We start from the raw sequence: 22,995 nt of genomic DNA on the forward strand, positions 1-22,995 counted from the left end.
CGGCACCCACTAACCACACATTGCCTTTATTCATTGGAATTACCTCTATGGGCCTAAAATATAAATAAATGAACAGACGTCAATATATTTTCACGGCGGTGAGATTCTATTTTATATAAACGGGTTTTTATGCTTCTGTTTTATGGCTTTTCTGATAATTTCTTTCTTGTTCTTATGAATGATGCAATATCAGTTTTAATTTTTTGATAATTATGACTTCAAGATGGGATAAGTGAATTTGATTTATATCAATATTCTGATTTTTAAGTGTGAATTATTTTCAGGGTGACCTTGGTTGTCTATTAAAAAGGCTTATTCATATGAAAGTTATTTCATTGCATTAATGATTTGCAGGGTTATCGCTTATCTTTGTGGTTAATAATAAATTGTTTAAATTCAATTTGTTGCTTGGTTTTCTTGATCGCTTTTTTTGTGGTTGTATATTAAATTTTATTTTCTTTGACATAAAAATGATTATTAAAAATAATAATCATGAACAAGATCACAAAAATAATAAAGGGTGTTTTTATAAAGATGAAAAATCTGTATTTTGAAAGTGAGTTTATTTCCCTGTTTTATTTTTATATGAAATTAATTTCGTGATAATGATTTTTCATGATGTAGCTTATCTATCGGGGAATAAAGAGATTGTTGATATTTATTTAGCTCATGGAATATTAATTGTTGCGGCAAAAATACATTAACAGCCTTTTATTTGATAAATATCAATGAATGAGAATGCAGGTTTCAGCTTTTAATATTAAAGCAGGCAAAAAATGAATCCCGATTTTAACACCAATACAGGATGTCAATGTTTTGGGGGAAGCACATGCAGCAGAAATATGCGTTTGTTATTGCAGGAACAGGCAGCGGATGTGGTAAGACAACCGTGGCGCTGGGCATCATGCGAGCCTTGATGAACCGTTCACTGCGGGTACAGCCGTTCAAAATCGGGCCTGATTATCTGGATGGCGGCTGGCATCGTGCCGTGACGGGCGTCGCTTCGCACAATCTTGATGCTTTTATGCTCCCCGTTCCCATCCTGAATGGCTTGTTTAACTGGGCCATTCAGGATCAAGATGTTGCGGTGATTGAAGGGGTGATGGGGCTGTATGATGGCTACGGCACTGATCCCGGCTATTGCAGTAGTGCGGCGATGGCAAAGCAGCTTGGCTGTCCGGTGGTTTTAGTGGTGGATGGCAAGGCGGTTTCGACCTCGATTGCTGCAACAGTCATGGGATTTCAGCAATTTGATCCGGCTGTCAATATCGCAGGTGTGCTGATAAATCGCGTCAACCGGGAGAGCCATTTTCAGTTATTGAAACAGGCGATTGAGCGTTACTGCGCTATTCCTGTGTTGGGGCGAATTCCTGTGATGCCGGATATCGCGCTGCCTTCCCGTCACCTCGGATTGATCTCTGCGCAGGAACGCAAGCGCCAATATGATGATGAACGCTGGTCGCGCCTGGCTCAACAAATGGCCGCCTCGGTAGATTTAGATCAGTTGCTGGCATTAACACAATTATCTTCTTTGCCAAACGGCAATATCGACTCCCTGATTGATCCCACGATGGGGCAAGGTTTGACATTGGCGCTGGCAGAAGATGAGGCATTCCACTTCTATTATCCCGCTAACCTGCTGTTATTGGAAAAAGCCGGCGTGACGATCAAACGTTTCAGTCCCCTGCATGATCACCAATTGCCGGTATGCCAGATGATCTATCTGGGCGGCGGATACCCTGAAATTTATGCCCAAACTTTATCAGCCAATAACGCCATGCGGGCGGCCTTACGTCAGGCGCATCAAACCGGTATCCCCATTTATGCAGAATGCGGGGGATTGATGTATCTCGGCGATAGCCTGATCGATGCAGACGGCGTGCGGCATCACATGGTGGGGCTGATTGCCGGCGAAAGCCGGATGGGGGAACACCTGCAACGCTTTGGTTACTGCGAAGCGACGGCAATCTGTGATACGCCTCTGGTTGCCAAAGGGGAAACGCTGCGCGGGCATGAATTCCACTACTCGGATTTCATCACGACCCAGCCGCCCGTATTCCAGTGTGTCAAGCGGCGTGATATTCCGTTATCACAAGGAACCGTATCACAAGGAACCGTATCACAAGAAACCGTAGGCAAAGTGCAGGAAAGCTGGCTGGGCGGTTACCAGAATGGCAATACGCTGGCGGGTTATCTGCATATTCATTTTGCCCAACGTCCCGGTTTGCTCCATCGCTGGCTGATGCTGGCACGGAGGCAGTTATGACAGTTTTACTGTGGTTTGGCGCTTTTATGCTGGATATGAAATGGGGTGATCCTCCTCATTGGCCGCATCCCGTGCGCTGGATAGGGCAACTCATCAATCAGGTTGAGCGGCTTATCCGCCGGGTTTGCCAAACCGAAACCGGCTTGAAATGGGGGGGCGCACTGCTGTGGCTGGTGGTCGTGGGCAGCGTCTGGCTGGCGAGCTATTGGGTTTTGCAATTGGCCTACGGTATGGCGTTCTGGTTGGGGTGTCTGGTGGAAATGTGGCTGATTTATACCGTATTGGCAGGGCGTAGTCTGGGCGAGGCGGCAAATGCTGTTTATCAGGCATTGCGACAGGGGGATCTGGACGCCAGCCGTAAACAGCTTGCCGATATTGTCGGGCGGGACACCGCTCAATTGCCGCCGCCACACATCAGCCGGGCTGCGATTGAAACCGTCGCCGAAAACAGCGTGGATGGGGTGATTGCCCCCTTGTTTTTCTTAATGCTGGGCGGCGCGCCACTCGCCATGACCTATAAGGCAATCAATACCCTCGATTCAATGGTGGGGTATAAAACACCCCGTTATCGGGCGCTGGGGATGTTTTCAGCGCGCATGGATGATGTGGCGAATTGGCTGCCCGCGCGTTTGGGCTGGCTCCTGCTGGCAATGGCCGCGAAATGGCAGGGATTGGACTTCCGGCAGGCGCTGCGCATTGGCTGGCGTGATCGTTATCAACACCGTAGCCCCAATAGTGGCTGGCCGGAAGCCACCGTGGCGGGCGCATTGGGCATCCGTCTGGGCGGGCCGAATGTCTATTTTAATCAGCAGGTCGAAAAGCCGTGGCTGGGGGATGCAAGGCGCGAAGTCACACCTGACGATATTCCACAGGCTGTTCAGGTGATGAAGGTGGCCTCCGTGATGGCGCTCCTGCTGTTTGCACTCCTGCATAGCTTAGTCAGTGTGACGGTATAAGGAGGAAACAGCATGCGTCATTACATCCAACAACCCCAACAAATTGAAAGAAATAGCTTTGACATTATCAGCCGGCTGATTTCCGCATCGCGTCCTGATTATCGTTTTGTGGATGCGGATCAAGAAGCGGTGATCAAACGGGTGATCCACACCACGGCGGATTTTGATTGGCTGGATATTCTCTATTTTTCCCCGGCGGTTTTGCAGCGCATACGCGAAGGCATCCTGCGTGGCGCGACGTTATATACCGACACGACAATGGCGCTGTCCGGCATCAATAAAACCCGTCTGGCTCAGTACGGCAGTGAATGCCGTTGTTATGTCAGTGATCCCCGCGCCGTTCAGGGGGCAAAAGCACAACCGATCACACGTTCAATGGCTGCGGTTGATCTGGCCCTGCAAGAAGCAGGGGAGAAAATTTTTGTCTTTGGCAACGCCCCGACTGCGCTGTTTCGTTTGCTGGAGCACCCAGTGACACCGATTGCCGTTGTGGGGGTGCCCGTCGGGTTTGTGGGGGCAGAAGAATCAAAGCAGGCGCTGATCAACAGTGGCTTAAATTGCATTGCCGCAAGAGGGCGCAAGGGCGGCAGCAATATTGCCGCGGCCATTATCAACGCCATTCTGTATCGAATGCCGGAGGTGCAACATGAGTGAAATCCGTGATCAATTAGCCGATGGCCTAGGAACGGTTTGGCACAGGGGAAAGCAATATCGCAAGGGCTACACCACCGGATCTTGTGCCACGGCTGCGGCTAAAGTTGCTGCGTTAATGATCTTGCGCCAGCAGATTATTCATCAGGTTTCGATTGTCACGCCTTCCGGTGTCACCTTGGTTTTGTCTGTCGAACAACCGTTGATTGAAGGGCAGCAGGCGGTGGCGGCTATCCGCAAAGAAGGTGGCGATGATGTGGATGCCACCCACGGGATGTTGATTTTTGCCCGTGTCTGCCTGAATGACAGCGGCGTGATCACACTGGATGGCGGTGAAGGGATTGGCCGGGTAACGCGGGTGGGGGTGGGTTTACCCATCGGCTGGGCAGCCATCAATAAAACGCCGCGCCATACCATTGAAGAAACCGTGCGGGAGGTCATTGGCCCGCATCGCGGGGCGGATATCGTGATTTTTGCCCCGGAAGGCGAGGAGCGGGCGAAGCAAACCTATAACGACAGGTTGGGGATTAAGGGCGGCATTTCGATTATTGGCACGACCGGCATTGTGACGCCGATGTCGGAAGAGAGCTGGAAGCGTTCTCTGGCACTTGAACTGGAAGCCAAGCGTGCCAGCGGGCTGGATCGCATTATTTTTGTGCCGGGCAATCACGGTGAACGTTTTGTCAGCCGGCAGTTAGGCATTGAGGCGGACCGTGTCGTCACGATGAGCAACTTTGTCGGTTATATGTTGCAGGAAGCGGTGCGCCTGGAGTTCCGCCATGTGGTGCTGGTCGGGCATGTTGGCAAATTGGTGAAAATCGCCGCCGGTATTTTTCATACCCACAGCCATATTGCGGATGGCCGCATGGAAACGCTGATGGCCAATCTGGCCTTGCTCGGAGCCCCTTTCGAACTGATTCAGGCGGTGGATCACTGTGATACCACCGAAGCGGCCATTGAATTGATTACAGAACAGGGCTGGCAGGCGGTGTATCCACAAATTGCCCGCAAAATCTGCGGGCGGATCGACCAAATGCTGCGTTTCGCCAGAAACAAACCGCAGTGTGACGCCATTTTATTCTCCTTTGATAACCAAGTGTTGGGCTGCAACCGGCCTGTGGATGAGATTGTGCAGGATTTTATGGGGGGTTGCCGATGATCACCGTTGTGGGCATTGGCCCCGGTGCCGCTGTACACCAAACGCGGGCGGCGCGGGAGGCGGTCAGACAGGCGGAAGTGTTGGTGGGCGGCAAGCGCCATCTTGCCGAATTCCCCCATTTCAGGGGGGAAACCCGTGGCCTGAATGCGGATATGGCGGAATTAATGCAGTGGCTTGAACAAAATCAGCAGCGGCAAATTGTCGTGCTGGCTTCGGGCGATCCCCTCTTTTATGGCATTGGCAAGCGAATTTCTGAACATTTTGCCGGACGACAGGCCGGCGGAAAACATATCCGCATCATTTCGGGCATCAGCGCGATCCAATATTTGTGCGCCCGGATTTTGCTGGATATGAACGACATCTACCTCACCAGCAGCCACGGGCGCAGACCCGATTTTGACTGGCTACTGCAACACGAAAAAATCGGCATGGTCACAGATGAGGTCATTGGCCCCTGCCAGATTGCGCAAGAAATTCTGGCGCGCGGGCAGCAGCGTCGCATGGTGATTGGTGAAAATTTATCTCAGCCCCGTGAGCAAATTATCTGTTTAAACGCGGAACAGGTCGCGCAACGTGGCGACATCCATTATGGACTGAATGTCGTGCTGATCTTGCAGGGGGATCTTCCATGAAAGATGAACTGTTTTTACGTGGTCATCGTATCCCGATGACCAAAGAAGGGGTCAGGGCGCTGGCGTTGCAACGGTTGGAACTGGAAAACGCCGGCCATTTTATCGACGTTGGCGCGGGAACGGGCAGCGTCAGTATTGAGGCGGCATTGCGTTATCCCGCCCTGAATATCCTTGCCATTGAACGCAAACCTGAGGCGCTGTTGCTGCTGGCTGAGAACGTCCGCCATTTTGGCTGCCATCGGGTGCGCATCCGGCCCGGGGTTGCCCCGGTGCCATTGGATAACTGCGCGGATGCGATTTTCATCGGCGGAAGCGGCGGGCATCTGGCCGCACTCATTGATTGGGCGCTGGCGCACCTGAATTCAGGTGGGCGATTGGTGATGACGTTTATCCTGCTGGAAAACCTGATGCAAGCGTTGGCGCACCTGAAATCCTGTCGGGTCACCGCGCTTGATGGGCGGGAAATTCAGGTAAGCGAACTGACCGCTTTAGGGCAGGGGCATTATTTCAAACCCAATAATCCCACTTATTTGCTGTCCTGCCAGACAGGGGCTGAACAAGAGAAACATTGGCAAGAGGAGCAGGATGATGTCTGAACTTATTGATGCTGAGCAGATGGATAACGTCCGTTTTGATCCGGGAAAAGTCTGGTTTGTGGGGGCGGGGCCGGGGGATAAGCACCTGATTACCCTGAAAGGCTATCAATTGTTACGACAGGCGCAAGTGGTGATTTATGCCGGTTCACTGATTAATCGGGAGTTACTGGCGTATTGTCGCACCGACGCCGAATGCCATGACAGCGCGGGGCTGACATTGGCGGAAATCACGGCCTTGATGGTCAATGGCGTGCAGGCGGGCAAGTTGGTGGTTCGTCTGCAAACCGGTGATTTATCCCTGTTCGGTTCGATCCGTGAACAGGCTGAAACGCTGGCAAATCACGCGATTGGTTTTGTCTCTGTGCCCGGCGTGAGTTCGTTTCTTGGCGCGGCAGCGCAGTTGGGGGTGGAATACACCGTACCGGAAATCGCGCAAAGTTTGATTATCACCCGCATGGAAGGCCGGACACCGATGCCGCCACGGGAAACGCTGGAAGCTTTTGCAGCGCACCAAACGTCAATGGCGATTTTCCTTTCGGTACAGAACATGGCGGGAGTCGTCACGCGGTTGATTCAGGGGGGATATGCGCAAACCACACCAGTTGCCGTGGTTTACAAGGCAACATGGCCGGATTGCCAGATTGTGCGCGGGACATTGGAGACGATTGCCGAACAGGTGCGCAGTGCCGGCATCCGTAAAACCGCCTTGATTCTGGTGGGGGCTTTTCTTGGGGAAGAGTATCACTACTCGAAACTGTACGATGCGGGGTTCAGTCATGAATACCGTAGCGCCTGACAAAATCACCCGCGCCATGCTGCATAAAACGGTGCTGAACAAAACCGCAGCGAATAAAACAGTGGCGCATAAAAAAGAATTTGCCTTGTTCTGCCTGACCGCAGGGGGCATGGCATTGGCGCGTCGTTTGCAATCGCATTTGGCAATGGATTGTTTCACTTCCCCTGAACGGGTAGAGAGCGGATTTATGGCGTTTGAAGGCAGTTTTGCCAATACGGTACGCAAGCTATTCACGCAATACCGTGCGTTGATCATGATTGGTGCAACCGGGATCGCCATTCGGGTTATTGCTCCGCTGCTCAAGGACAAAATGACCGATCCGGCCGTGGTGGTGGTGGATGAAAAAGGGCAGTTTGCCATCAGCTTACTGTCGGGGCATCTGGGCGGTGCAAATAAGCTGGCACAGCAGATCGCCGATATTCTCGATGGACAGGCGGTGATCACTACGGCAACCGATGTGAACCAAGTTGCTGCCCTCGATCTGTTGTCCCGACAAATTGACGGAGAGATGGCGGATTTTCGCGCCAGCGTCAAAACCGTCAATCAAATGCTGGTCAATGGCAAGCGGGTGGGAATTTGGTGGCATCCTGACCTGAGCGATGAAAAAGATCGCTACGACACTCGCGGGTTTATTCCGGTTGATGCCCTGGAAGATCGGCCTGAACTGGATGCGCTGGTCTGCGTCAGTTATGAGCGAACGGATCTGGCATTAGCCATTCCCACGTTTAAATTAATCCCTCGCCGTCTCGTTGCCGGAATAGGCTGCCGACGCGGGGTAGACGCTGAACGGCTGGCAAAATTACTGGATCGCCATCTGGCGGAGAACAACTTTGAACCGTTGGCGCTGAAAGCCATCGGCAGTGTGGAATTGAAAAAAGCAGAGCCGGCGTTAATCCAGTTGACCGAAGAGCGTCAAATTCCATTCCAAATCTTCTCAGTTAAGCAGCTCGCCCGGTGTGAACAGGCTTTTCCGGCCTCTGAATTTGTCCGAAAAACGCTGGGCATCGGCTGTGTTTCCCAACCGGTGGCCTGGCTGATGAGCCAAGGGCACTTAGTGGGTTCTACCCTGCGCGAGCAGGGTGTCACCATCACATTAGGAGTATGGCATCCATGTTAACGGTTATTGGAATTGGGCCAGGCAGTGAAGCCATGATGACGCAGGAAGCGATTGCGGCATTGCAAGTGGCCGACATTGTGGTGGGTTACAAAACCTACACCCATTTGGTCAAACCGCTGGTCGGCGATAAAGAAATAATCAAAACCGGCATGTGCAAAGAGATTGAACGCTGTCAAACCGCCATTGAACTGGCCGAACAGGGCAAAAATGTGGCAATGGTCTGTAGCGGTGATGCGGGCATTTATGGCATGGCGGGCTTGATCCTAGAATTGGTCAGCCAGCAAAAACGCAAGGTGGAGGTGCGGCTGGTGGCGGGAGTGACAGCAAGTACAGCTTGCGCCGCTTTGCTGGGCGCCCCGTTGATGCACGATTTTTGCCATATCAGCCTGAGCGATCTGCTGACACCGTGGGAGGTGATTGAAAAGCGGGTGCAGGCGGCGGCCGAAGCTGACTTTGTGGTCTGTTTCTACAATCCCCGCAGTCGCGGACGGGAAGGGCATCTGGCGCGGGCGTTTTCCTTAATGGCACCGTGGAAAGCGGCAGAAACGCCGGTGGGAGTGGTGAAAGCGGCAGGGCGCAAGCAGCAGGATAAATGGCTGACAACGTTTGATGCCATGGATTTTTCCCGTGTTGATATGCGTAGTCTGGTGATCGTGGGTAATCAGTCAACGTATATACGGGATGGGCTGATGATCACACCGAGAGGGTACAGGTTATGAAACGGCCATTAATCCACATTTTTGGCGGTACGAGCGATGCCCGCCAGATTTGCGTGATGATGGATATTGCCGGCATCGATTATGGACTGTCAGTGGCGACGCCGACGGGGGCGCAGCAGGCAGCGGGCATTCGCGGTGAAATCGTGATGGGTCGGATGGACGCCGGCGAGATGGCCGGATACCTGCAACAGCGGGGGACGAAAATGGTGATTGATGCGTCCCATCCTTATGCCGAACGGCTGAGTCAAAATATTGTCAGCACATGCCAACAATTGGGCATTCCCCTGATCCGTTATCTCCGTCCCAGCGAGATTGACGCCGTTGAACACCCGCTGATCCATAAAGTAACAACCGTTCAGCAGGCCTGTGAAATCGCCGCTGATTTGGCAACGCGTATTTTGCTGACAACCGGCAGTAAGCAATTGGCTGATTATCTGGCTCACCTGCAAGGCAAAACCGTGCTGGCCCGTGTCTTACCGACGGCGGAAGTGTTGGCGATGTGTGAATCCTGCGGCTTGTCCGTCGATCAGATTTTTGCCCTGAAAGGCCCATTCAGTGCCGATTTTAATCGGGCATTTTACCAATTTTGTCAGGCGGAGGTTGTCATTACCAAAGAATCCGGTGAACAAGGCGGTTTCAAGGAGAAAGTGGAACCCTGTCTTTCCCTTGGGCTGCCCTGCATTGTGCTTTGTCGCCCAAAGCATCAATTTGATGGTGAGGGGATCACGCAGGCCAATGGATTGGAAGCGATGGCGCGGTTATTGGCGAATGTTTGCCTGTAAACAGACCAACAGACCAACAGACCAACAGACCAACAGACCAATAAGGAAAAGCAAAATGAAAAAGGCATTATTGGTGATCAGTTTCGGAACTCGTTATCCCGAAACGCTAAAAAACAATATTGAAGCCTGTGAGCAGCAATTGGCCGCCGTGTTTGCGGACAGGGAACTGTTCCGGGCCTTTACTTCTGGCATGATCATTCACAAATTACGGCAGCGCGATGGCATTCACATTGATACTCCCCATGACGCCCTGAGCCGACTCTATCACGCGGGTTATCACGATGTGGCGGTTCAATGCCTGCATATCATCAATGGCGATGAATATGAAAAGGTACTGCGTGAAGTTGAGCGATTTCGCCCTCTTTTTAAACGGCTGGTACTGGGTGCCCCGTTACTCAGCCACTTTGATGACTACCTGCAATTAATGCAGGCGTTGCGCCACCAGCTTCCCCGGCTGGCAGAGAATGAAAGTGTCGTCTTTATGGGGCACGGTACAACCCATCCGGCCTTTTCTGCTTACGCCTGTCTGGATCACCTGATGAACCACGCCCATTTTCCGGCACGGGTCGGCGCGGTCGAAAGCTACCCTGAACTTGCCCTGATCATCAAGGGATTAAAAGCGCAAAAGATCCGCAAAGTGTATCTGATGCCATTAATGCTGGTGGCCGGGGATCATGCCATCCATGATATGGCTTCAAACGAAGCAGGCTCTTGGAAATCACAGTTGGGGCAAGCGGGGATCGTCGCCGTCCCGTGGTTGCAAGGGTTGGGGGAAAACCCGATGATCCGGCAGATGTTTGTCGATCACCTTAGTCATGCGCTGCATGATCAGGAGGCCGCCTCATGAACAGAAAAGTAACCGCAGGAAAACTGTATGTGATGGGCGTTGGCCCCGGAGCGAGTGACCTGATGACGGTGCGGGCAGCGCGTAGACTTTCTGAACTTGATGTGATCTATACCCCAACGGGCAAGAAAGCCACCCAAAGCCTCGCCCACGCCATCATCGAAGAATACCTTTCGCCGGAAACCGAAGTTTGTACTTACCATTTTTTAATGAAAGCCGATATCGCCGCCAAAGAAGCGGTATGGGATGAAGTGGCGCAGGCTTTGCGGGAAGAAGTGGCGCATGGCCGGAAAGTCGGGTTTATCACATTGGGCGATCCGATGCTGTTCAGCACTTGGGTCTTTCTTTTGCAACGACTGGTAGCGGAAGAGAACGCTTTGCCTGCGTGGTTGGAAATCGTGCCGGGGATCAGCGCATTCTCGGCCATTGCCGCCGCCAGTGCGATGCCGCTGGCAATGGAAAACCAAACCCTGGCGGTTATTTCCTGTACGGCTTCCGAAGCGGTCTTAGAGCAGGCGTTGCTCAATCATGACTGCATTGTCCTGATGAAAGTCTATTCGCGTTTTCCCCGGATACGTGACCTGCTGCATCGTCATCATCTATTGGAACATGCCCTGATGATGGCCGATGCCACGTTGCCGACCGAACAATATTGGCGCGATCTTGCCACGCTGTCTGGCAGCGAAAAAGCGTGGAAGCAGGAATTATCGTATTTTTCAACGATCTTAGTTAACAAACATTGGGTTAATAAAAACTGGCAATTATCGAGGTGAGTTATGCAACAGAAACTGACGACATTTTCGTTATCTGGTGCGATTATCGCACTGCTTTTGGGGCTGCTTTTGCTGATGGCACCGCAGGAAGTTTTCGCCATGCATGTCATGGAGGGTTTTTTGCCTCCCCTGTGGGCGGTGGCATGGTGGCTGGCTTTTTTGCCTTGTCTGGCGGCAGGGCTGGTCAGGTTACGCCACATTGTGCAGGAAGAGAGTCATCAGAAAGTCCTGCTGGCACTGTGTGGCGCATTTATTTTTGTTCTCTCAGCCTTGAAAATCCCCTCGGTGACCGGAAGCTGTTCACACCCGACCGGCGTGGCATTGGCGGTGATTTTGTTTGGCCCTTCCATTGTGGCGGTACTCGGTGCGATTGTCCTGCTGTTTCAGGCGCTGTTGTTGGCGCACGGCGGGATCACGACGCTGGGTGCCAATGGCATGTCGATGGCGGTGATTGGCCCACTGGCCGGCTATTTGGCATGGCGTCTCGCCGGCAAAATGGCAATCCGTAAAGATGTCAGCGTCTTTCTCTGTGCCTTTGTCGCCGATATTGTCACTTATGCGGTCACTTCCATTCAGTTGGGGGTCGCTTTCCCTGATCCACAATTGGGCATGGGCGCGGCGATCCTCAAATTCATGGGTATTTTCTGCCTGACCCAACTGCCTATCGCCGTGGCGGAAGGATTACTGACCGTACTGATCTACGAACAACTGGTGAAAAGACAATTAATTCAGGCACGCAGTGTTTAAGGCCGTTTTTAATCAGTGAGGAAGAGGAAGATGAAAAAGACCCTGATATTACTGTCCCTCGTTGCAGCGTTGTGCATTATCCCGTTCTTTATTGACCACGGCGGCGAATTCGCCGGGGCAGATGGTCAGGCAGAAGCTCAAATCATGGAGATTGCCCCGCATTATACGCCGTGGTTTGAATCCTTGTATAAACCTGCCAGTGGTGAAATCGAAAGCCTGTTGTTTACTTTACAGGGAAGTCTGGGGACGGCCGTGATTTTTTATATTCTTGGGTTTTATCACCGTCATCGGAAAGAGCATGATCGGACATGACCGGAATCGATAAACTCAGTTATCAGAGCCGCTGGCGAGACAAAGATCCCAGGGCGAAATTCGCCCTGTATCTGCTGTTTATGACCTTGGCGATGGGGCTTTCTCCGCGATGGCAAGTGGTATTATTGATTGCGCTTGCCATTTTTACCTGTTACCTGCTGCGGATCAGTGTGCTGCGTTACCTGAAATGGTTGTTGATCCCGGTGGGATTCCTGCTGTTTGGCCTGATTGCCATTGTGTTGTCCGCAAGCCCGCAACCGGAGAGCCTGCTGTGGGGATGGCAAGTCGGTCAATATAGGGTTGGCATTGATCCACAGGGCGTTCAGATAGCCAACCAAACGCTTTGGCGCAGCCTTGCCGCATTATCGGCAACATTCTGGTTCATGATGAACACGCCTTTTGAGCAGATGATCACGTTACTGAAATTTTGCCGTGTTCCTCAGTTGTTGATTGAGCAGATCCTGCTGACGTGGCGCTTTATTTTTATCTTCGTGGAGGAAGCCGTGGCGATCCACCATGCGCAATCACTGCGGTTTGGTTATCGATCTTGGCGAACGGGTTACCGATCACTGGCCATGTTGATCAGTATGCTGTTTGCACGGGTGATAAGCCGTTATCAGCAAATGAGCGTGGCATTGGAACTCAAGTTATATCAAGGCGATTTTCATTGATGAATGAGTAAGATGCGTTGAAGGCCGGAAAACCGGGAGAGGACAAATATGTTAGCAACTCGCGCACTGCATTTCAGTTATCAGGATGAACCTGTCTTGAAAGATTTGACACTGGATTTTGGCCGTCATCAAGTCACCGGCATTATCGGGGCGAATGGTTGTGGTAAGTCAACCTTATTGATGACGCTTTCCGGTATCTTGCGCCCGCAAAAAGGCGCGGTCTGGTGGAATAACACTCCGCTGGATTACAGTAAAAAAGGACTGATGGCCCTGCGCCAGCAGGTTGTCACGGTGTTTCAAGATCCTGACCAGCAAATTTTTTATACCGATATTGACAGCGATCTGGCTTTTAGTTTGCGTAACTTGGGCGTTGATGAAACGGAGATACAGCGCCGGATCGACGATGCGCTGACACGGGTGGATGCTCAGGCTTTCCGCCATAAACCGATCCAATATTTGAGTTTTGGGCAGAAAAAACGCGTGGCGATTGCAGGGGCACTGGTCATGGAGTTTGATTACCTGTTGCTGGATGAGCCGACCGCCGGGCTTGATCCCGCAGGCCGCCAGCAAATGCTGGCGATGATCAGCATGATAGCGGCTGAGGGAAAACGGATCATTATTTCCAGCCACGATATCGATTTGATCTATCAGATCTGCGATGGTTTGTATGTGCTGGCAAATGGCGAAATGATCAGTTCCGGCTCCCCTAAGACGGTATTACTGCAAAAAAATAGGCTTGAACAGGCGGGATTGGCACAGCCGTGGCTGGTGAAAGTCCACAGTGAAGCCGGTTTGCCGCTGTGTCAGACAGAGGCGGAATTCTTTTCTGTTCTTCGCACAACTGATCGGCCTAAACCTGATTTTCTTAAAACCGATCTTCTTAAAACCGATCTTCTTAACACCCGTCCCCAGAAAATAAAGGAAAACACGCAATGACATTATCGCTGATGGTTCAGGGAACTGCGTCGGATGTCGGCAAAAGTGTGCTGGTGGCTGGATTTTGCCGGATATTTACTCAGGACGGTTATCGTTGCACTCCCTTTAAATCCCAGAACATGGCGCTTAATTCCGGGATTACCGCCGACGGCAAAGAGATGGGGCGGGCGCAGATATTTCAGGCGGAAGCGGCGGGGCTTGCCCCGGATGTGCGCATGAATCCGATCTTGTTGAAACCCACCAGCGATCGCAAAGCCCAAGTGGTTGTGATGGGAAAAGCGATGTGCAGCATGAATGCGGTGGAATATCACGAATATAAACCCCAATTGCGCCAGCAGATTTTGCTGGCCTATCACGGATTGGCGGCAGAAACGGACATCATGGTGCTAGAAGGTGCCGGCAGCCCGGCAGAGATCAATTTGCGTGAGCGCGATATCGTCAATATGGGCATGGCCGAATTGGTGGATACTCCGGTTATTCTGGTGGCAGATATTGATCGTGGCGGGGTATTTGCCGCCATTTACGGCACATTGGCCTTGCTGAAACCGGAGGAAAAAGCCCGTATCAAGGGCGTGATCATCAATAAGTTTCGCGGTGATGTGTCTTTATTGCAATCCGGCATCGAGCAGATCGAAGCCTTGACACAGGTGCCGATATTGGGGGTGTTGCCGTGGCTGGATCTTGATCTGGAAGATGAAGACAGTGTGGCATTGCAGGTGGGGAAATACGATCAGCCAGAGCCAAAAACGGAAGCGTGTCTGGATATTGCGGTTATCCAGTATCCCCATATTGCCAATTTCACGGATTTTAATGCACTGGCGGCTCAACCGGATGTGTATTTGCGTTATGTCTCCTCGGCTTCTGAGCTGCAAGGTGCTGATCTTATTCTTCTGCCCGGCAGCAAGAATACATTGGGCGATTTGGCATGGCTGAAAACTCAAGGCATTGATCAGGCCATTATCGCCGCCCGGCAGAAAAAGGTGCCGATTATCGGGATCTGTGGGGGTTATCAAATGTTAGGCAAGCAGATCGTGGATGGCGTGGAATCCGGCTTAACCCAAATGGCAGGTTTAGGATTATTGGATACTGAAACTGAATTTGCCAGCGAAAAACAAACCGCACAGATCAGGGGGGTAGTAGCGCCGGCATTATCAGGTATGCTGAAATCATGCGGCGGGCAACCGATTGAGGGGTATGAGATCCATATGGGCACCACCCGGCTTGGTCAGCAGGTCACACCTTTTGCCAGAATACATTTGCGCAATGGCGAGGAAAAAATTGAGTTTGATGGAGCGGTTACGCAGGATGGTTTGGTGATGGGCAGTTACCTGCATGGCTTGTTTGATCAAAACACCTTTACCCGCCCGCTATTAAATCAGTTGCGTATCCGAAAAGGCAGGGTGCCACTGGAAAATGTCGCTTTTGATTACCGCCGGCACAAAGAAAAACAGTTCAATCGGCTGGCTGCCAGTATGCGTGAGCATCTGGATATCGCGCGGATCTATCAATTAATGCGTGAGCACAAATCATGATTGTGGTGACAGGTGGTGCCCGCAGTGGCAAGAGTACCCACGCTGAACGCTTGCTCGCCGGACAGTGCAGGCAGGTGTTGTATATCGCGACGGCACAGGCCACGGATGAAGAGATGGCGGCGCGTATTGCGCGACATCAGCAGCAGCGACCGGCACATTGGCGGACTTGGGAAGGTCATCAAAATCTAGGCGCGGTGATCCGCCGGCACCGCCAATCTCAGGAGGGCGTTATACTGGAGTGTGTTACCACGCTGATTGCTAACTTATTGTTTGACTTATCGGGTGGCGTATCACCTGATGAACTTGATTTTGCCTCATTGGAGGGGGTTATCCATCACCAGCTTGATGACTTGATTGAGGCCAGCCTGATGTGTCCGATGCCTGTGTATTTGGTGACCAATGAGTTGGGCATGGGCATCACACCTGAAAACCGACTGGCACGCCATTTTGTCGATATCGCCGGACGTGCTAACCAAAAGCTGGCACAAGCTGCCAAAGAAGTCTGGCTGGTGGTTTCAGGCATTGGAGTGAAGATTAAATGAAACTGCATCTTTTTTGGGCCACATTACAATTTATGACACGGCTTCCGATCCCCGGGAAATGGGCGAAAGGCGTCGATTTTAGTCAATATTGGCGTGGCGTTCCCTATTTTCCGTTGATTGGGCTGATTGTTGGTGGCCTGGCCGGTTTACTTTCCCTTGCGATTAGTCAGTCGGGTGGGGGAATGTATATTGGCGCGATAGGTTATGTGCTGGCGTTGGCTGTGTTGACGGGCGGGTTACATTTAGATGGCTTGGCGGATACGTGTGACGGGCTTTTTTCCGCCCGCCAGCGGGAAAAAATGCTGGAGATTATGCGTGATAGCCGGCTTGGGACTTATGGTGGTGTCGGGTTAATTTTCTGTCTCTCCCTCAAAACATTCGCGGTTGCCGAATTGTCTTATCATCCCCCGCTCTATTTGCTTGCCTTGCTGACGAGTGCATCGATTGTCGGACGCACGGCCGCGGTGCTGTTAATGTATGCGCAACGTGATGCCCGTAAAGGCGGGGGGATGGGAAGCAGTTATATTGGCCGCATAACTCCCTCTGCAACGGTGCTGACGTTGTTGAGCGGTATTGTGTTGGTGATGATATTAGGAAACTGGCAGACGTTATTGGCAATGATGGTGTCGTTGCTTGTCGTTTACGCGCTTGCTCTCTATTTCAATTATCGTCTTGGTGGTCAGACGGGCGATACGCTGGGGGCTGCCATTGAAGTGGGGGAAATGACATTTTTATTGGCAATGATTTGGCAATAAACCGCATCGGCAGCCGGTTGGCCGGATGAATAAACATGACACTACAATTATTGGTTGATGCGATCCAACCCCTGAATCGGGGAAAGATGGAAAAAGCGGCACAGCATATTGACAGTCTGGTCAAGCCAGTGGGGAGTTTAGGGCGTCTTGAGGCATTGGCAATACAATTATCGGGCATGACGGGCAGGTTAGATCTGAAAAACCGGCAGAAAGAGATCATTGTTATGTGCGCTGATCACGGTGTTTATGACGAAGACGTGGCGATTTCACCTAAGAATGTGACGGCCATACAGGCGCGCAATATGCTGAAAGGGTTAACCGGGGTTTGTGTGCTGGCGAAAAACAGTGGCACTCAGGTTTTGCCCGTGGACATTGGCATTGATTGTGATCCTATTGAACAGATGGTGTCCCTTAAACTGGCACGGGGTTGCGGCAACATTGCCAAAGGGGCGGCGATGGCGTATGAACATGCTGAAATGTTGTTGCTGGCAAGTGCGCAACTGGCGCAGCGGCGGATTGCAGCAGGCGTAACAGTGTTGGGTATCGGGGAGCTGGGGATCGCTAATACGACTGCGGCCGCCGCAGTGATCAGTGTCCTGACCGGCAGTGATCCCGGCGATGTGGTTGGGGTGGGCGCGAATTTTCCGCTTGAGCGGCTGGCGCATAAACAATCCATTGTCCGGCAGGCGATTGCCATCAATCAGCCGGATAACAAAAACGCCCTTGATGTGTTGGCAAAAGTGGGAGGATTTGAACTTGTCGGCATGGCCGGTGTGATTTTGGGGGCGGCGGCTTCTGGTGTGCCTGTTGTCCTTGATGGTTTCTTGTCTTATGCGTCAGCACTGGCAGCGTGTCAGATAGCACCCATTGCACGGGATTATTGCATTCCTTCCCATTACTCGGCAGAAAAAGGGGCGGTGCTGGCGTTGCAACATTTGCAATTACAACCCTATTTGCATCTGGATTTGCGTCTCGGTGAGGGCAGCGGTGCGGCTATTGCGATGTCCCTGATCGATGCCGCCTGCATGATGTATTGCCATATGGGGAAATTGGCAAGCAGTGGTATCCGTTTTCCGGCATAACATAAAAAGAAGGCCGCCTATAGCGCGGCCTAAAATATAAAATAAGCAAGGAATTAATCTTAATAAACCAGGAGTATATTGTTAATACACTTGTAGAACATAATACGTGCTGTACCCGCGTGTGGCAAGTCAGTCATTGTCGATATCCAGCAACCATTTTTCATTTGTTGCCTATTTATATTTAATATATCCGTCGTACTTCAAGGTGCCTTTATTATCTCCCCGCCGCGCGGGGAGATAATAAGCTGATTTCGTCTTACGAGTGGCAACTTGACGTTTATAAGGTATAGATCGTTGGTTATATATGAATATTTATCTCAATTTTTACCTGAGATTAATTGATCGTTATTAATTTTATGCTTGTTATATCAGTCTTTGACACGTTTTCTCAATTGATCTTTTAGCACTTTGCCATTTGCATTTCGGGGTAAGGTTAAAAAAGTATATCCTTTAGGGCGTTTATACCGGGCGACGACCGTACACATATAATCATCTAACGCTTGTTCTGTGATTGATACATTTTCGTCGGTTTCAATAAAGGCATGGGGAACTTCTCCCCAATAGGGATCGGGTTTTGCCACAATGGCAGCAGCCAAGACACCGGGATAACCGGACAGGGCATTTTCCAGTTCAAGGCTGGAAATATTCTCGCCACCGGAAATAATGATATCTTTTTTCCTGTCGACGATTTTGATATAGCCATCAGGCTCGACGACCGCCAGATCACCGGTATAAAACCATTGATTGGTGATCTCCGGTGTGACATGGCGTACCGGATCATACGCTGCCACAATATTACCGCGAATGGCGACTTCACCGATGGTTTTGCCATCAAAAGGCACTTCCGACTGGTTATTCCTCTCAATAACGCTGACCTGCCCTTGTAAATTAGAGACAATTCCCTGCCGCATCCGCTTTAAGATTTTTTCTGATCTTGGCAATGCCTTCCATTCCTGCTTAGGATCACAAACCACCACCGGGCCATAAGTTTCAGTTAAGCCATAGACATGTGTCGCATTGATACCGACTTCATCCAGCAATGAAAACATGATTTCTGTCGGTGGGGCACCGGCAATAAGGCCAAAAACGCGGCCACCAAAATGCTGGGCATACTTTTGCGTTATCTTGCCTAAAGCGTAGTGAACAATGGGGGCGCCACAATAGTGGGTGACGTTATGTTCCTGAATAAGCTGCATGGCTTCTTCGGCATCAAATTTCCTTATGCAGATATGTGTACCCGCCCGTGCCGCCACTGTCCACGGGAAACACCAGCCATTGCAGTGGAACATGGGCAGCGTCCATAAAAAGACGGGGTTTCTGGGCATATCCCAATCCAGAATATTAGAAATCGCGTTCAGGAATGCGCCACGGTGAGAATAAACCACCAATTTAGGTTGCCCGCTGGTGCCCGAGGTTGCATTAATACTGATGGCGGCTTGTTCGTCAATTTGGATCAATGACAGGGTTTTTGATGGGTGTTCGGTTAGCAGGGATTCGTAAGGTATGCCTGCATATCCGGCAGGGGATAGAGGAACCGTTGAACTATTTTCATCACCCATTTCATTATCAACAACAATTATCTTAATTGGATGATTAAAAGAGACATTATTTAATAGTGAAAGATAGCTTTTATCAATAAATAATATTTTGGGATGCAGTTTTTCAAAGACAAAATTTAATGTGGCGGCATCTGTACGGGTGCTCAAGGCGTTGAGAATACCGCCGGATAAAGGAACGGCAAAATGTAATTCAAGTAATTCATGGATATTCGGTAACAGGGCTGAAACGACGCTTCCCTTATCCACTCCCATTTGTTGGAGAGCGATCGCAATCCTTTCACAGCGGTTGGCATATTGGTGCCAGGTCCAACGCTGTTTTCCATCAATAACGGCAATATCATTACCATTGCTCAATATTGCTCTTTTGAGAAACAAAATCGGTGATAATGCCGTGCCGGTATATTCATTTAGGAATGAATTATCGAGAATCATATTTTTCACCTCATATTATTATTTTTAACAAAACTATTCTGTCCTTTAAAAGTAATCTCTGGCAGAAGAATAAGCAATATTGATAAGATGGTGGCTCAAAAATAGATTGAATCATGATATTTAAGCTAATAAAAAACGTTCTCCACGAATACGAAAAGAAAATACAAAAGGAACAACCATGTTTAATTTAGCAGGAAAAATCGCTTTTATTTCCGGTGGAACTAAAGGTATTGGCAAAGGGATTGCCAACGTGTTGAAGCAAGCCGGCGCTGTGACCATTATTGCAGGGACTGATGAGGTGAGAGGTGCCGCCACTGCCAAAGCGCTGGACGTCGATTTTATGCCGCTTGATGTGACTGATCAGGCCGCCTGTAAAAATGCGATTGATCAGATTGTTGAAAAGCATGGCAGGCTCGATATTCTTTGCTCCAATGCCGGTGTTTTTCCACAGCATTATCTTAAGGATATGACTGCGGAAGATTGGGATTCAGTGCATACCATCAACCTTAAGGGGACATTTTTCCTAGTGCAGGCTGCGTTGAATGTGATGGAAAAGCAGCGTTACGGGCGTGTGGTGATCACGTCATCGATAACGGGAGAAATAACGGGGATTGCGGGTTACAGCCACTATGGTGCCAGTAAGGCCGGGCAACTTGGGTTTATGCGCAGCGCTGCGTTGGAATACGCGCAGCAGGGAATTACCATTAATGCGGTGATGCCGGGCATGATCATGACTGAGGGCCTGAAATCCTTTGGTGATGAATTCCTCAGTGATGCGAAGGCGTCCACGCCAATGCGGGCGTTGGGAACGCCTGAAGATATTGGTTATGCTGCCTGTTTTCTGGCTTCTGATGAGGCGAAATATATTACCGGACAAACGATTGTGGTTGATGGGGGGCTGATTTTGCCGGAAGTACCGGAGTGATTACCTTACAAAGATTGTCGCAAGAGAGCAGAAAAAGGTAAGATGGCCTATCCAATAAACACAGGGAGAGGATCTATTCTCTTCCTGATTTTTTATTGTCTCAATCAGGTAAAAAAAGATGATGTCACTGAATGATGAGCGTAAATCGCTGCCACTGCCAAGCGGACACAATAAAGTGCTATTGCACTCATGTTGTGCGCCATGTTCTGGGGAAGTGATGGAAGCCATGTTGGCTTCAGGAATTGAGTTTACAATATTTTTCTATAATCCCAATATTCATCCGCTGAAAGAATATGAGCTGCGCAAAGAGGAAAATATTCGTTTTGCACAGCAAATGGGTATTCCTTTTATTGATGCTGATTACGACCGTGATAATTGGTTTGAACGTGCAAAAGGCATGGAAAATGAGCCTGAACGGGGTATTCGTTGCACAATGTGCTTTGATATGCGTTTCGAGCGAACAGCACTGTATGCCTACGAGCATGGTTTCCCGGTGATTACCAGCTCACTCGGTATTTCACGCTGGAAAAATATGCAGCAAATCAACGAATGTGGTGTTCGCGCCGCTTCCCGTTATCCTGACCTGACGTACTGGGAATATAACTGGCGCAAAGGGGGCGGATCTGCCCGCATGATAGAAATCAGTAAACGTGAAGAGTTCTATCAGCAGGAATATTGTGGCTGTATTTATTCCCTCAGAGATACTAACCGCCATCGTCTGGCGACCGGCCGTGAAAGAATTAAATTAGGTACGGTCTTTTATCATGCAGACAGCGGCAAAAAAGAGGGTAGTTTGCAGTAATCAAAAAAAAGAAGCCTGCATGGCGCAGGCTCAAAATACGGCAAAGATAAAAATCCCTGATGGTAACTTAGAGCCTAGTCGGATTGGCTCTAAAACGGTGATAAACCACCATGACTATATGTGAGATGGGATACTGCCGTCCAATGGATTGCACAGATCAATCAGAGGAGATTAATCGATAAAAACGATCATGAGGTTAATCGTGGTTGCGGCTTTTCAGTTTGACCTAAAACAAGTTCTGGTGCGGTTAGGTGTACAACCAAAACGTCGGCGATAGCTTTGAGTGAAATAGGACTGGCTGGAAAACCCCGATTCCAATGAAATATCGGCAATACTTCTTTCGCTATTCAGTAACAATTGATGTGCGTAAAGAATACGCTGCTCACTGATCCAAGCCTTGGGTGAAGTGCCATAGACACTGTTAAACAGCTCCTTAAACGAAGTCAGCCCCATACCGAATTCACGTGCGTAGTCATTCAATTTCCATTCCTTGAGATAATGCGCCTCCATAAATGTTTGCAGGCGTTCTACCTGACGGTTACTTAATTTTCGCAGGATAGACATCAATAAGGCGCCCTGTTGACCCAGGGAAAGCAGCAACAATAACTCTTCAACCCTTAATTGAACCAAAGCGGGAGGGGAATCATGCGCCAATAAGTTAGCTAGCCCGCGAATACTTTCCGTTAACAAAGGGAATTGACGAAAAGGAATCAGCCGATAGGCAGGAAACTCCTGTCGTTCTATTTTGCTGAGCAATGACCCAAAGCGTTTTAAAAAACTACGTAAAAACTCCATGTGTAAGGGTAACCACAATAGCTGACAGTTTTCCGTATGGGTTTTGGCCGCATAACTTCCGGGATGGGTAAACAGGATCTCATGCGATTTGATGTGATAACTATTTATGCAATCTTTCCATACCATTTCACCATCGAGTAAAATATATAGCCCTCGTTGTTTATGCTCAATGATATTGAGATCTGGCATCGTTAATTGGATTGTGCAAATATTCTTTTGATTTAATCCCGTCGTCCTTTTCATTTAATACCCCTAAATTTCCGTATCATGAGTAATCATTTTTTTGATGTGTGCATGGTATATTTATTTCATCTATTATATAACTAAATGGATATTTGTGTTAGGGTTAAGTGTGTTTTTTTGCCATTAAAAATATTTTTTATCTTGAATTGATTGATTTTCATGTGGTTGTTTTTTCTGTATTGTTAATATTGACATGCTTTATTTTCTATAAACGTAAAGTTGGAGTTTGCAGGAGGATAACAGCTTATTATCTTTCTGCTTTCCGGTGAAAAAATAGGGATTTCTTGAAGTGAGGTGAGTATAAAAATAGTCATCTGATCTGCTTGTTGGGTTATTTTTAATGGAAAATTTAATCTGCGGGAAATATCAAT

General features: G+C 49.8%; 24 protein-coding genes. 22 read left to right on the forward strand and 2 right to left on the reverse strand.

Going from position 1 to position 22,995, the window contains the following annotated elements; translation table 11 throughout:
* Positions 1-829 precede the first annotated feature (829 nt).
* From PSI17_RS09120 to cobT, 20 genes are read left to right on the forward strand one after another with little or no spacing between them, the layout of a single operon-like run.
* The gene (locus PSI17_RS09120) at positions 830-2,266 is read left to right on the forward strand and encodes a cobyrinate a,c-diamide synthase (protein ID WP_273551690.1); all 1,437 of its coding nucleotides are present in this window, start codon (positions 830-832) and stop codon (positions 2,264-2,266) included.
* The gene (gene cbiB, locus PSI17_RS09125; RefSeq protein ID WP_273551691.1) at positions 2,263-3,222 is read left to right on the forward strand and encodes an adenosylcobinamide-phosphate synthase CbiB; all 960 of its coding nucleotides are present in this window, start codon (positions 2,263-2,265) and stop codon (positions 3,220-3,222) included. The genes PSI17_RS09120 and cbiB overlap by 4 nt, the downstream gene beginning before the upstream one ends.
* A 12-nt stretch (positions 3,223-3,234) precedes the next feature.
* Positions 3,235-3,876 (forward strand): cobalt-precorrin-8 methylmutase, encoded by a 642-nt coding sequence (locus PSI17_RS09130; protein ID WP_273551692.1) that lies wholly within the window; start codon positions 3,235-3,237, stop codon positions 3,874-3,876.
* Complete coding sequence (cbiD, locus tag PSI17_RS09135) at positions 3,869-5,032, forward strand: cobalt-precorrin-5B (C(1))-methyltransferase CbiD (protein ID WP_273551693.1); 1,164 nt, start codon at positions 3,869-3,871, stop codon at positions 5,030-5,032. The genes PSI17_RS09130 and cbiD overlap by 8 nt, the downstream gene beginning before the upstream one ends.
* On the forward strand, positions 5,029-5,664 hold the full coding sequence (locus PSI17_RS09140; protein ID WP_273551694.1) for a cobalt-precorrin-7 (C(5))-methyltransferase: 636 nt from the start codon (positions 5,029-5,031) through the stop codon (positions 5,662-5,664). Before cbiD ends, PSI17_RS09140 begins: the two co-directional genes overlap by 4 nt.
* Positions 5,661-6,260, forward strand: coding sequence for a decarboxylating cobalt-precorrin-6B (C(15))-methyltransferase (locus PSI17_RS09145; RefSeq protein WP_273551695.1), 600 nt, complete (start codon positions 5,661-5,663; stop codon positions 6,258-6,260). The genes PSI17_RS09140 and PSI17_RS09145 overlap by 4 nt, the downstream gene beginning before the upstream one ends.
* Positions 6,253-7,056: a cobalt-precorrin-4 methyltransferase gene (locus tag PSI17_RS09150; protein WP_273551696.1), complete on the forward strand. Its 804-nt coding sequence runs from the start codon at positions 6,253-6,255 to the stop codon at positions 7,054-7,056. Before PSI17_RS09145 ends, PSI17_RS09150 begins: the two co-directional genes overlap by 8 nt.
* Positions 7,057-7,072: 16 nt before the next feature.
* Complete coding sequence (gene cbiG / locus PSI17_RS09155) at positions 7,073-8,173, forward strand: cobalt-precorrin 5A hydrolase (protein WP_273551725.1); 1,101 nt, start codon at positions 7,073-7,075, stop codon at positions 8,171-8,173.
* The gene (locus PSI17_RS09160) at positions 8,167-8,892 is read left to right on the forward strand and encodes a precorrin-3B C(17)-methyltransferase (protein ID WP_273551697.1); all 726 of its coding nucleotides are present in this window, start codon (positions 8,167-8,169) and stop codon (positions 8,890-8,892) included. The genes cbiG and PSI17_RS09160 overlap by 7 nt, the downstream gene beginning before the upstream one ends.
* Positions 8,889-9,674, forward strand: coding sequence for a cobalt-precorrin-6A reductase (locus tag PSI17_RS09165; RefSeq protein ID WP_273551698.1), 786 nt, complete (start codon positions 8,889-8,891; stop codon positions 9,672-9,674). Before PSI17_RS09160 ends, PSI17_RS09165 begins: the two co-directional genes overlap by 4 nt.
* 55 nt (positions 9,675-9,729) lie before the next feature.
* A complete protein-coding gene (cbiK, locus tag PSI17_RS09170) occupies positions 9,730-10,521 on the forward strand; it encodes a sirohydrochlorin cobaltochelatase (protein WP_273551699.1) in 792 nt (263 codons plus the stop codon).
* Positions 10,518-11,291 (forward strand): cobalt-factor II C(20)-methyltransferase, encoded by a 774-nt coding sequence (locus tag PSI17_RS09175; protein WP_273551700.1) that lies wholly within the window; start codon positions 10,518-10,520, stop codon positions 11,289-11,291. Before cbiK ends, PSI17_RS09175 begins: the two co-directional genes overlap by 4 nt.
* A gap of 3 nt (positions 11,292-11,294) precedes the next feature.
* A complete protein-coding gene (gene cbiM / locus PSI17_RS09180) occupies positions 11,295-12,038 on the forward strand; it encodes a cobalt ECF transporter S component CbiM (protein WP_273551701.1) in 744 nt (247 codons plus the stop codon).
* Between the two features lie 30 nt (positions 12,039-12,068).
* Complete coding sequence (locus tag PSI17_RS09185) at positions 12,069-12,350, forward strand: energy-coupling factor ABC transporter substrate-binding protein (protein ID WP_273551702.1); 282 nt, start codon at positions 12,069-12,071, stop codon at positions 12,348-12,350.
* On the forward strand, positions 12,347-13,021 hold the full coding sequence (locus tag PSI17_RS09190) for an energy-coupling factor ABC transporter transmembrane protein (protein WP_273551703.1): 675 nt from the start codon (positions 12,347-12,349) through the stop codon (positions 13,019-13,021). The genes PSI17_RS09185 and PSI17_RS09190 overlap by 4 nt, the downstream gene beginning before the upstream one ends.
* A 48-nt stretch (positions 13,022-13,069) precedes the next feature.
* Positions 13,070-13,957: an ATP-binding cassette domain-containing protein gene (locus PSI17_RS09195; protein ID WP_273551704.1), complete on the forward strand. Its 888-nt coding sequence runs from the start codon at positions 13,070-13,072 to the stop codon at positions 13,955-13,957.
* Positions 13,954-15,489, forward strand: a complete 1,536-nt coding sequence (locus PSI17_RS09200; RefSeq protein WP_273551705.1) for a cobyric acid synthase — start codon at positions 13,954-13,956, stop codon at positions 15,487-15,489. Before PSI17_RS09195 ends, PSI17_RS09200 begins: the two co-directional genes overlap by 4 nt.
* On the forward strand, positions 15,486-16,031 hold the full coding sequence (cobU, locus tag PSI17_RS09205; RefSeq protein WP_273551706.1) for a bifunctional adenosylcobinamide kinase/adenosylcobinamide-phosphate guanylyltransferase: 546 nt from the start codon (positions 15,486-15,488) through the stop codon (positions 16,029-16,031). The genes PSI17_RS09200 and cobU overlap by 4 nt, the downstream gene beginning before the upstream one ends.
* Positions 16,028-16,786 (forward strand): adenosylcobinamide-GDP ribazoletransferase, encoded by a 759-nt coding sequence (gene cobS / locus PSI17_RS09210; RefSeq protein ID WP_273551707.1) that lies wholly within the window; start codon positions 16,028-16,030, stop codon positions 16,784-16,786. Before cobU ends, cobS begins: the two co-directional genes overlap by 4 nt.
* Before the next feature lie 35 nt (positions 16,787-16,821).
* Positions 16,822-17,868, forward strand: a complete 1,047-nt coding sequence (cobT, locus tag PSI17_RS09215) for a nicotinate-nucleotide--dimethylbenzimidazole phosphoribosyltransferase (RefSeq protein ID WP_273551708.1) — start codon at positions 16,822-16,824, stop codon at positions 17,866-17,868.
* A 368-nt stretch (positions 17,869-18,236) separates the two neighbouring features.
* Here the strand turns inward: cobT and PSI17_RS09220 are convergent, their stop codons facing one another.
* On the reverse strand, positions 18,237-19,859 hold the full coding sequence (locus tag PSI17_RS09220; RefSeq protein WP_273551709.1) for an AMP-binding protein: 1,623 nt from the start codon (positions 19,857-19,859) through the stop codon (positions 18,237-18,239).
* A 178-nt stretch (positions 19,860-20,037) separates the two neighbouring features.
* Between PSI17_RS09220 and PSI17_RS09225 the strand changes: the two genes are divergently transcribed.
* Together PSI17_RS09225 and PSI17_RS09230 are read left to right on the forward strand one after the other, a co-directional pair.
* On the forward strand, positions 20,038-20,784 hold the full coding sequence (locus PSI17_RS09225; RefSeq protein WP_273551710.1) for an SDR family oxidoreductase: 747 nt from the start codon (positions 20,038-20,040) through the stop codon (positions 20,782-20,784).
* A 121-nt stretch (positions 20,785-20,905) separates the two neighbouring features.
* Positions 20,906-21,586: an epoxyqueuosine reductase QueH gene (locus PSI17_RS09230; RefSeq protein WP_273551726.1), complete on the forward strand. Its 681-nt coding sequence runs from the start codon at positions 20,906-20,908 to the stop codon at positions 21,584-21,586.
* 216 nt (positions 21,587-21,802) lie between these two features.
* Here the strand turns inward: PSI17_RS09230 and PSI17_RS09235 are convergent, their stop codons facing one another.
* Positions 21,803-22,624 carry a helix-turn-helix transcriptional regulator gene (locus tag PSI17_RS09235; protein ID WP_273551711.1) on the reverse strand — a complete coding sequence of 274 codons (822 nt, stop codon included), beginning with the start codon at positions 22,622-22,624 and terminating at the stop codon, positions 21,803-21,805.
* Positions 22,625-22,995: the final 371 nt, after the last annotated feature.

It is taken from the genome of Xenorhabdus sp. IM139775, from assembly GCF_028598745.1.
Classification (GTDB): domain Bacteria; phylum Pseudomonadota; class Gammaproteobacteria; order Enterobacterales; family Enterobacteriaceae; genus Xenorhabdus.

Bases quoted from the DNA above. Each gene is read 5' to 3' on its own strand.
- PSI17_RS09120 (WP_273551690.1), top strand. From the start codon at position 830: ATGCAGCAGAAATATGCGTTTGTTATTGCAGGAACAGGCAGCGGATGT.
- cbiB (WP_273551691.1), top strand. From the start codon at position 2,263: ATGACAGTTTTACTGTGGTTTGGCGCTTTTATGCTGGATATGAAATGG.
- PSI17_RS09130 (WP_273551692.1), top strand. From the start codon at position 3,235: ATGCGTCATTACATCCAACAACCCCAACAAATTGAAAGAAATAGCTTT.
- cbiD (WP_273551693.1), top strand. From the start codon at position 3,869: ATGAGTGAAATCCGTGATCAATTAGCCGATGGCCTAGGAACGGTTTGG.
- PSI17_RS09140 (WP_273551694.1), top strand. From the start codon at position 5,029: ATGATCACCGTTGTGGGCATTGGCCCCGGTGCCGCTGTACACCAAACG.
- PSI17_RS09145 (WP_273551695.1), top strand. From the start codon at position 5,661: ATGAAAGATGAACTGTTTTTACGTGGTCATCGTATCCCGATGACCAAA.
- PSI17_RS09150 (WP_273551696.1), top strand. From the start codon at position 6,253: ATGTCTGAACTTATTGATGCTGAGCAGATGGATAACGTCCGTTTTGAT.
- cbiG (WP_273551725.1), top strand. From the start codon at position 7,073: ATGCTGCATAAAACGGTGCTGAACAAAACCGCAGCGAATAAAACAGTG.
- PSI17_RS09160 (WP_273551697.1), top strand. From the start codon at position 8,167: ATGTTAACGGTTATTGGAATTGGGCCAGGCAGTGAAGCCATGATGACG.
- PSI17_RS09165 (WP_273551698.1), top strand. From the start codon at position 8,889: ATGAAACGGCCATTAATCCACATTTTTGGCGGTACGAGCGATGCCCGC.
- cbiK (WP_273551699.1), top strand. From the start codon at position 9,730: ATGAAAAAGGCATTATTGGTGATCAGTTTCGGAACTCGTTATCCCGAA.
- PSI17_RS09175 (WP_273551700.1), top strand. From the start codon at position 10,518: ATGAACAGAAAAGTAACCGCAGGAAAACTGTATGTGATGGGCGTTGGC.
- cbiM (WP_273551701.1), top strand. From the start codon at position 11,295: ATGCAACAGAAACTGACGACATTTTCGTTATCTGGTGCGATTATCGCA.
- PSI17_RS09185 (WP_273551702.1), top strand. From the start codon at position 12,069: ATGAAAAAGACCCTGATATTACTGTCCCTCGTTGCAGCGTTGTGCATT.
- PSI17_RS09190 (WP_273551703.1), top strand. From the start codon at position 12,347: ATGACCGGAATCGATAAACTCAGTTATCAGAGCCGCTGGCGAGACAAA.
- PSI17_RS09195 (WP_273551704.1), top strand. From the start codon at position 13,070: ATGTTAGCAACTCGCGCACTGCATTTCAGTTATCAGGATGAACCTGTC.
- PSI17_RS09200 (WP_273551705.1), top strand. From the start codon at position 13,954: ATGACATTATCGCTGATGGTTCAGGGAACTGCGTCGGATGTCGGCAAA.
- cobU (WP_273551706.1), top strand. From the start codon at position 15,486: ATGATTGTGGTGACAGGTGGTGCCCGCAGTGGCAAGAGTACCCACGCT.
- cobS (WP_273551707.1), top strand. From the start codon at position 16,028: ATGAAACTGCATCTTTTTTGGGCCACATTACAATTTATGACACGGCTT.
- cobT (WP_273551708.1), top strand. From the start codon at position 16,822: ATGACACTACAATTATTGGTTGATGCGATCCAACCCCTGAATCGGGGA.
- PSI17_RS09220 (WP_273551709.1), bottom strand. From the start codon at position 19,859: ATGATTCTCGATAATTCATTCCTAAATGAATATACCGGCACGGCATTA.
- PSI17_RS09225 (WP_273551710.1), top strand. From the start codon at position 20,038: ATGTTTAATTTAGCAGGAAAAATCGCTTTTATTTCCGGTGGAACTAAA.
- PSI17_RS09230 (WP_273551726.1), top strand. From the start codon at position 20,906: ATGTCACTGAATGATGAGCGTAAATCGCTGCCACTGCCAAGCGGACAC.
- PSI17_RS09235 (WP_273551711.1), bottom strand. From the start codon at position 22,624: ATGAAAAGGACGACGGGATTAAATCAAAAGAATATTTGCACAATCCAA.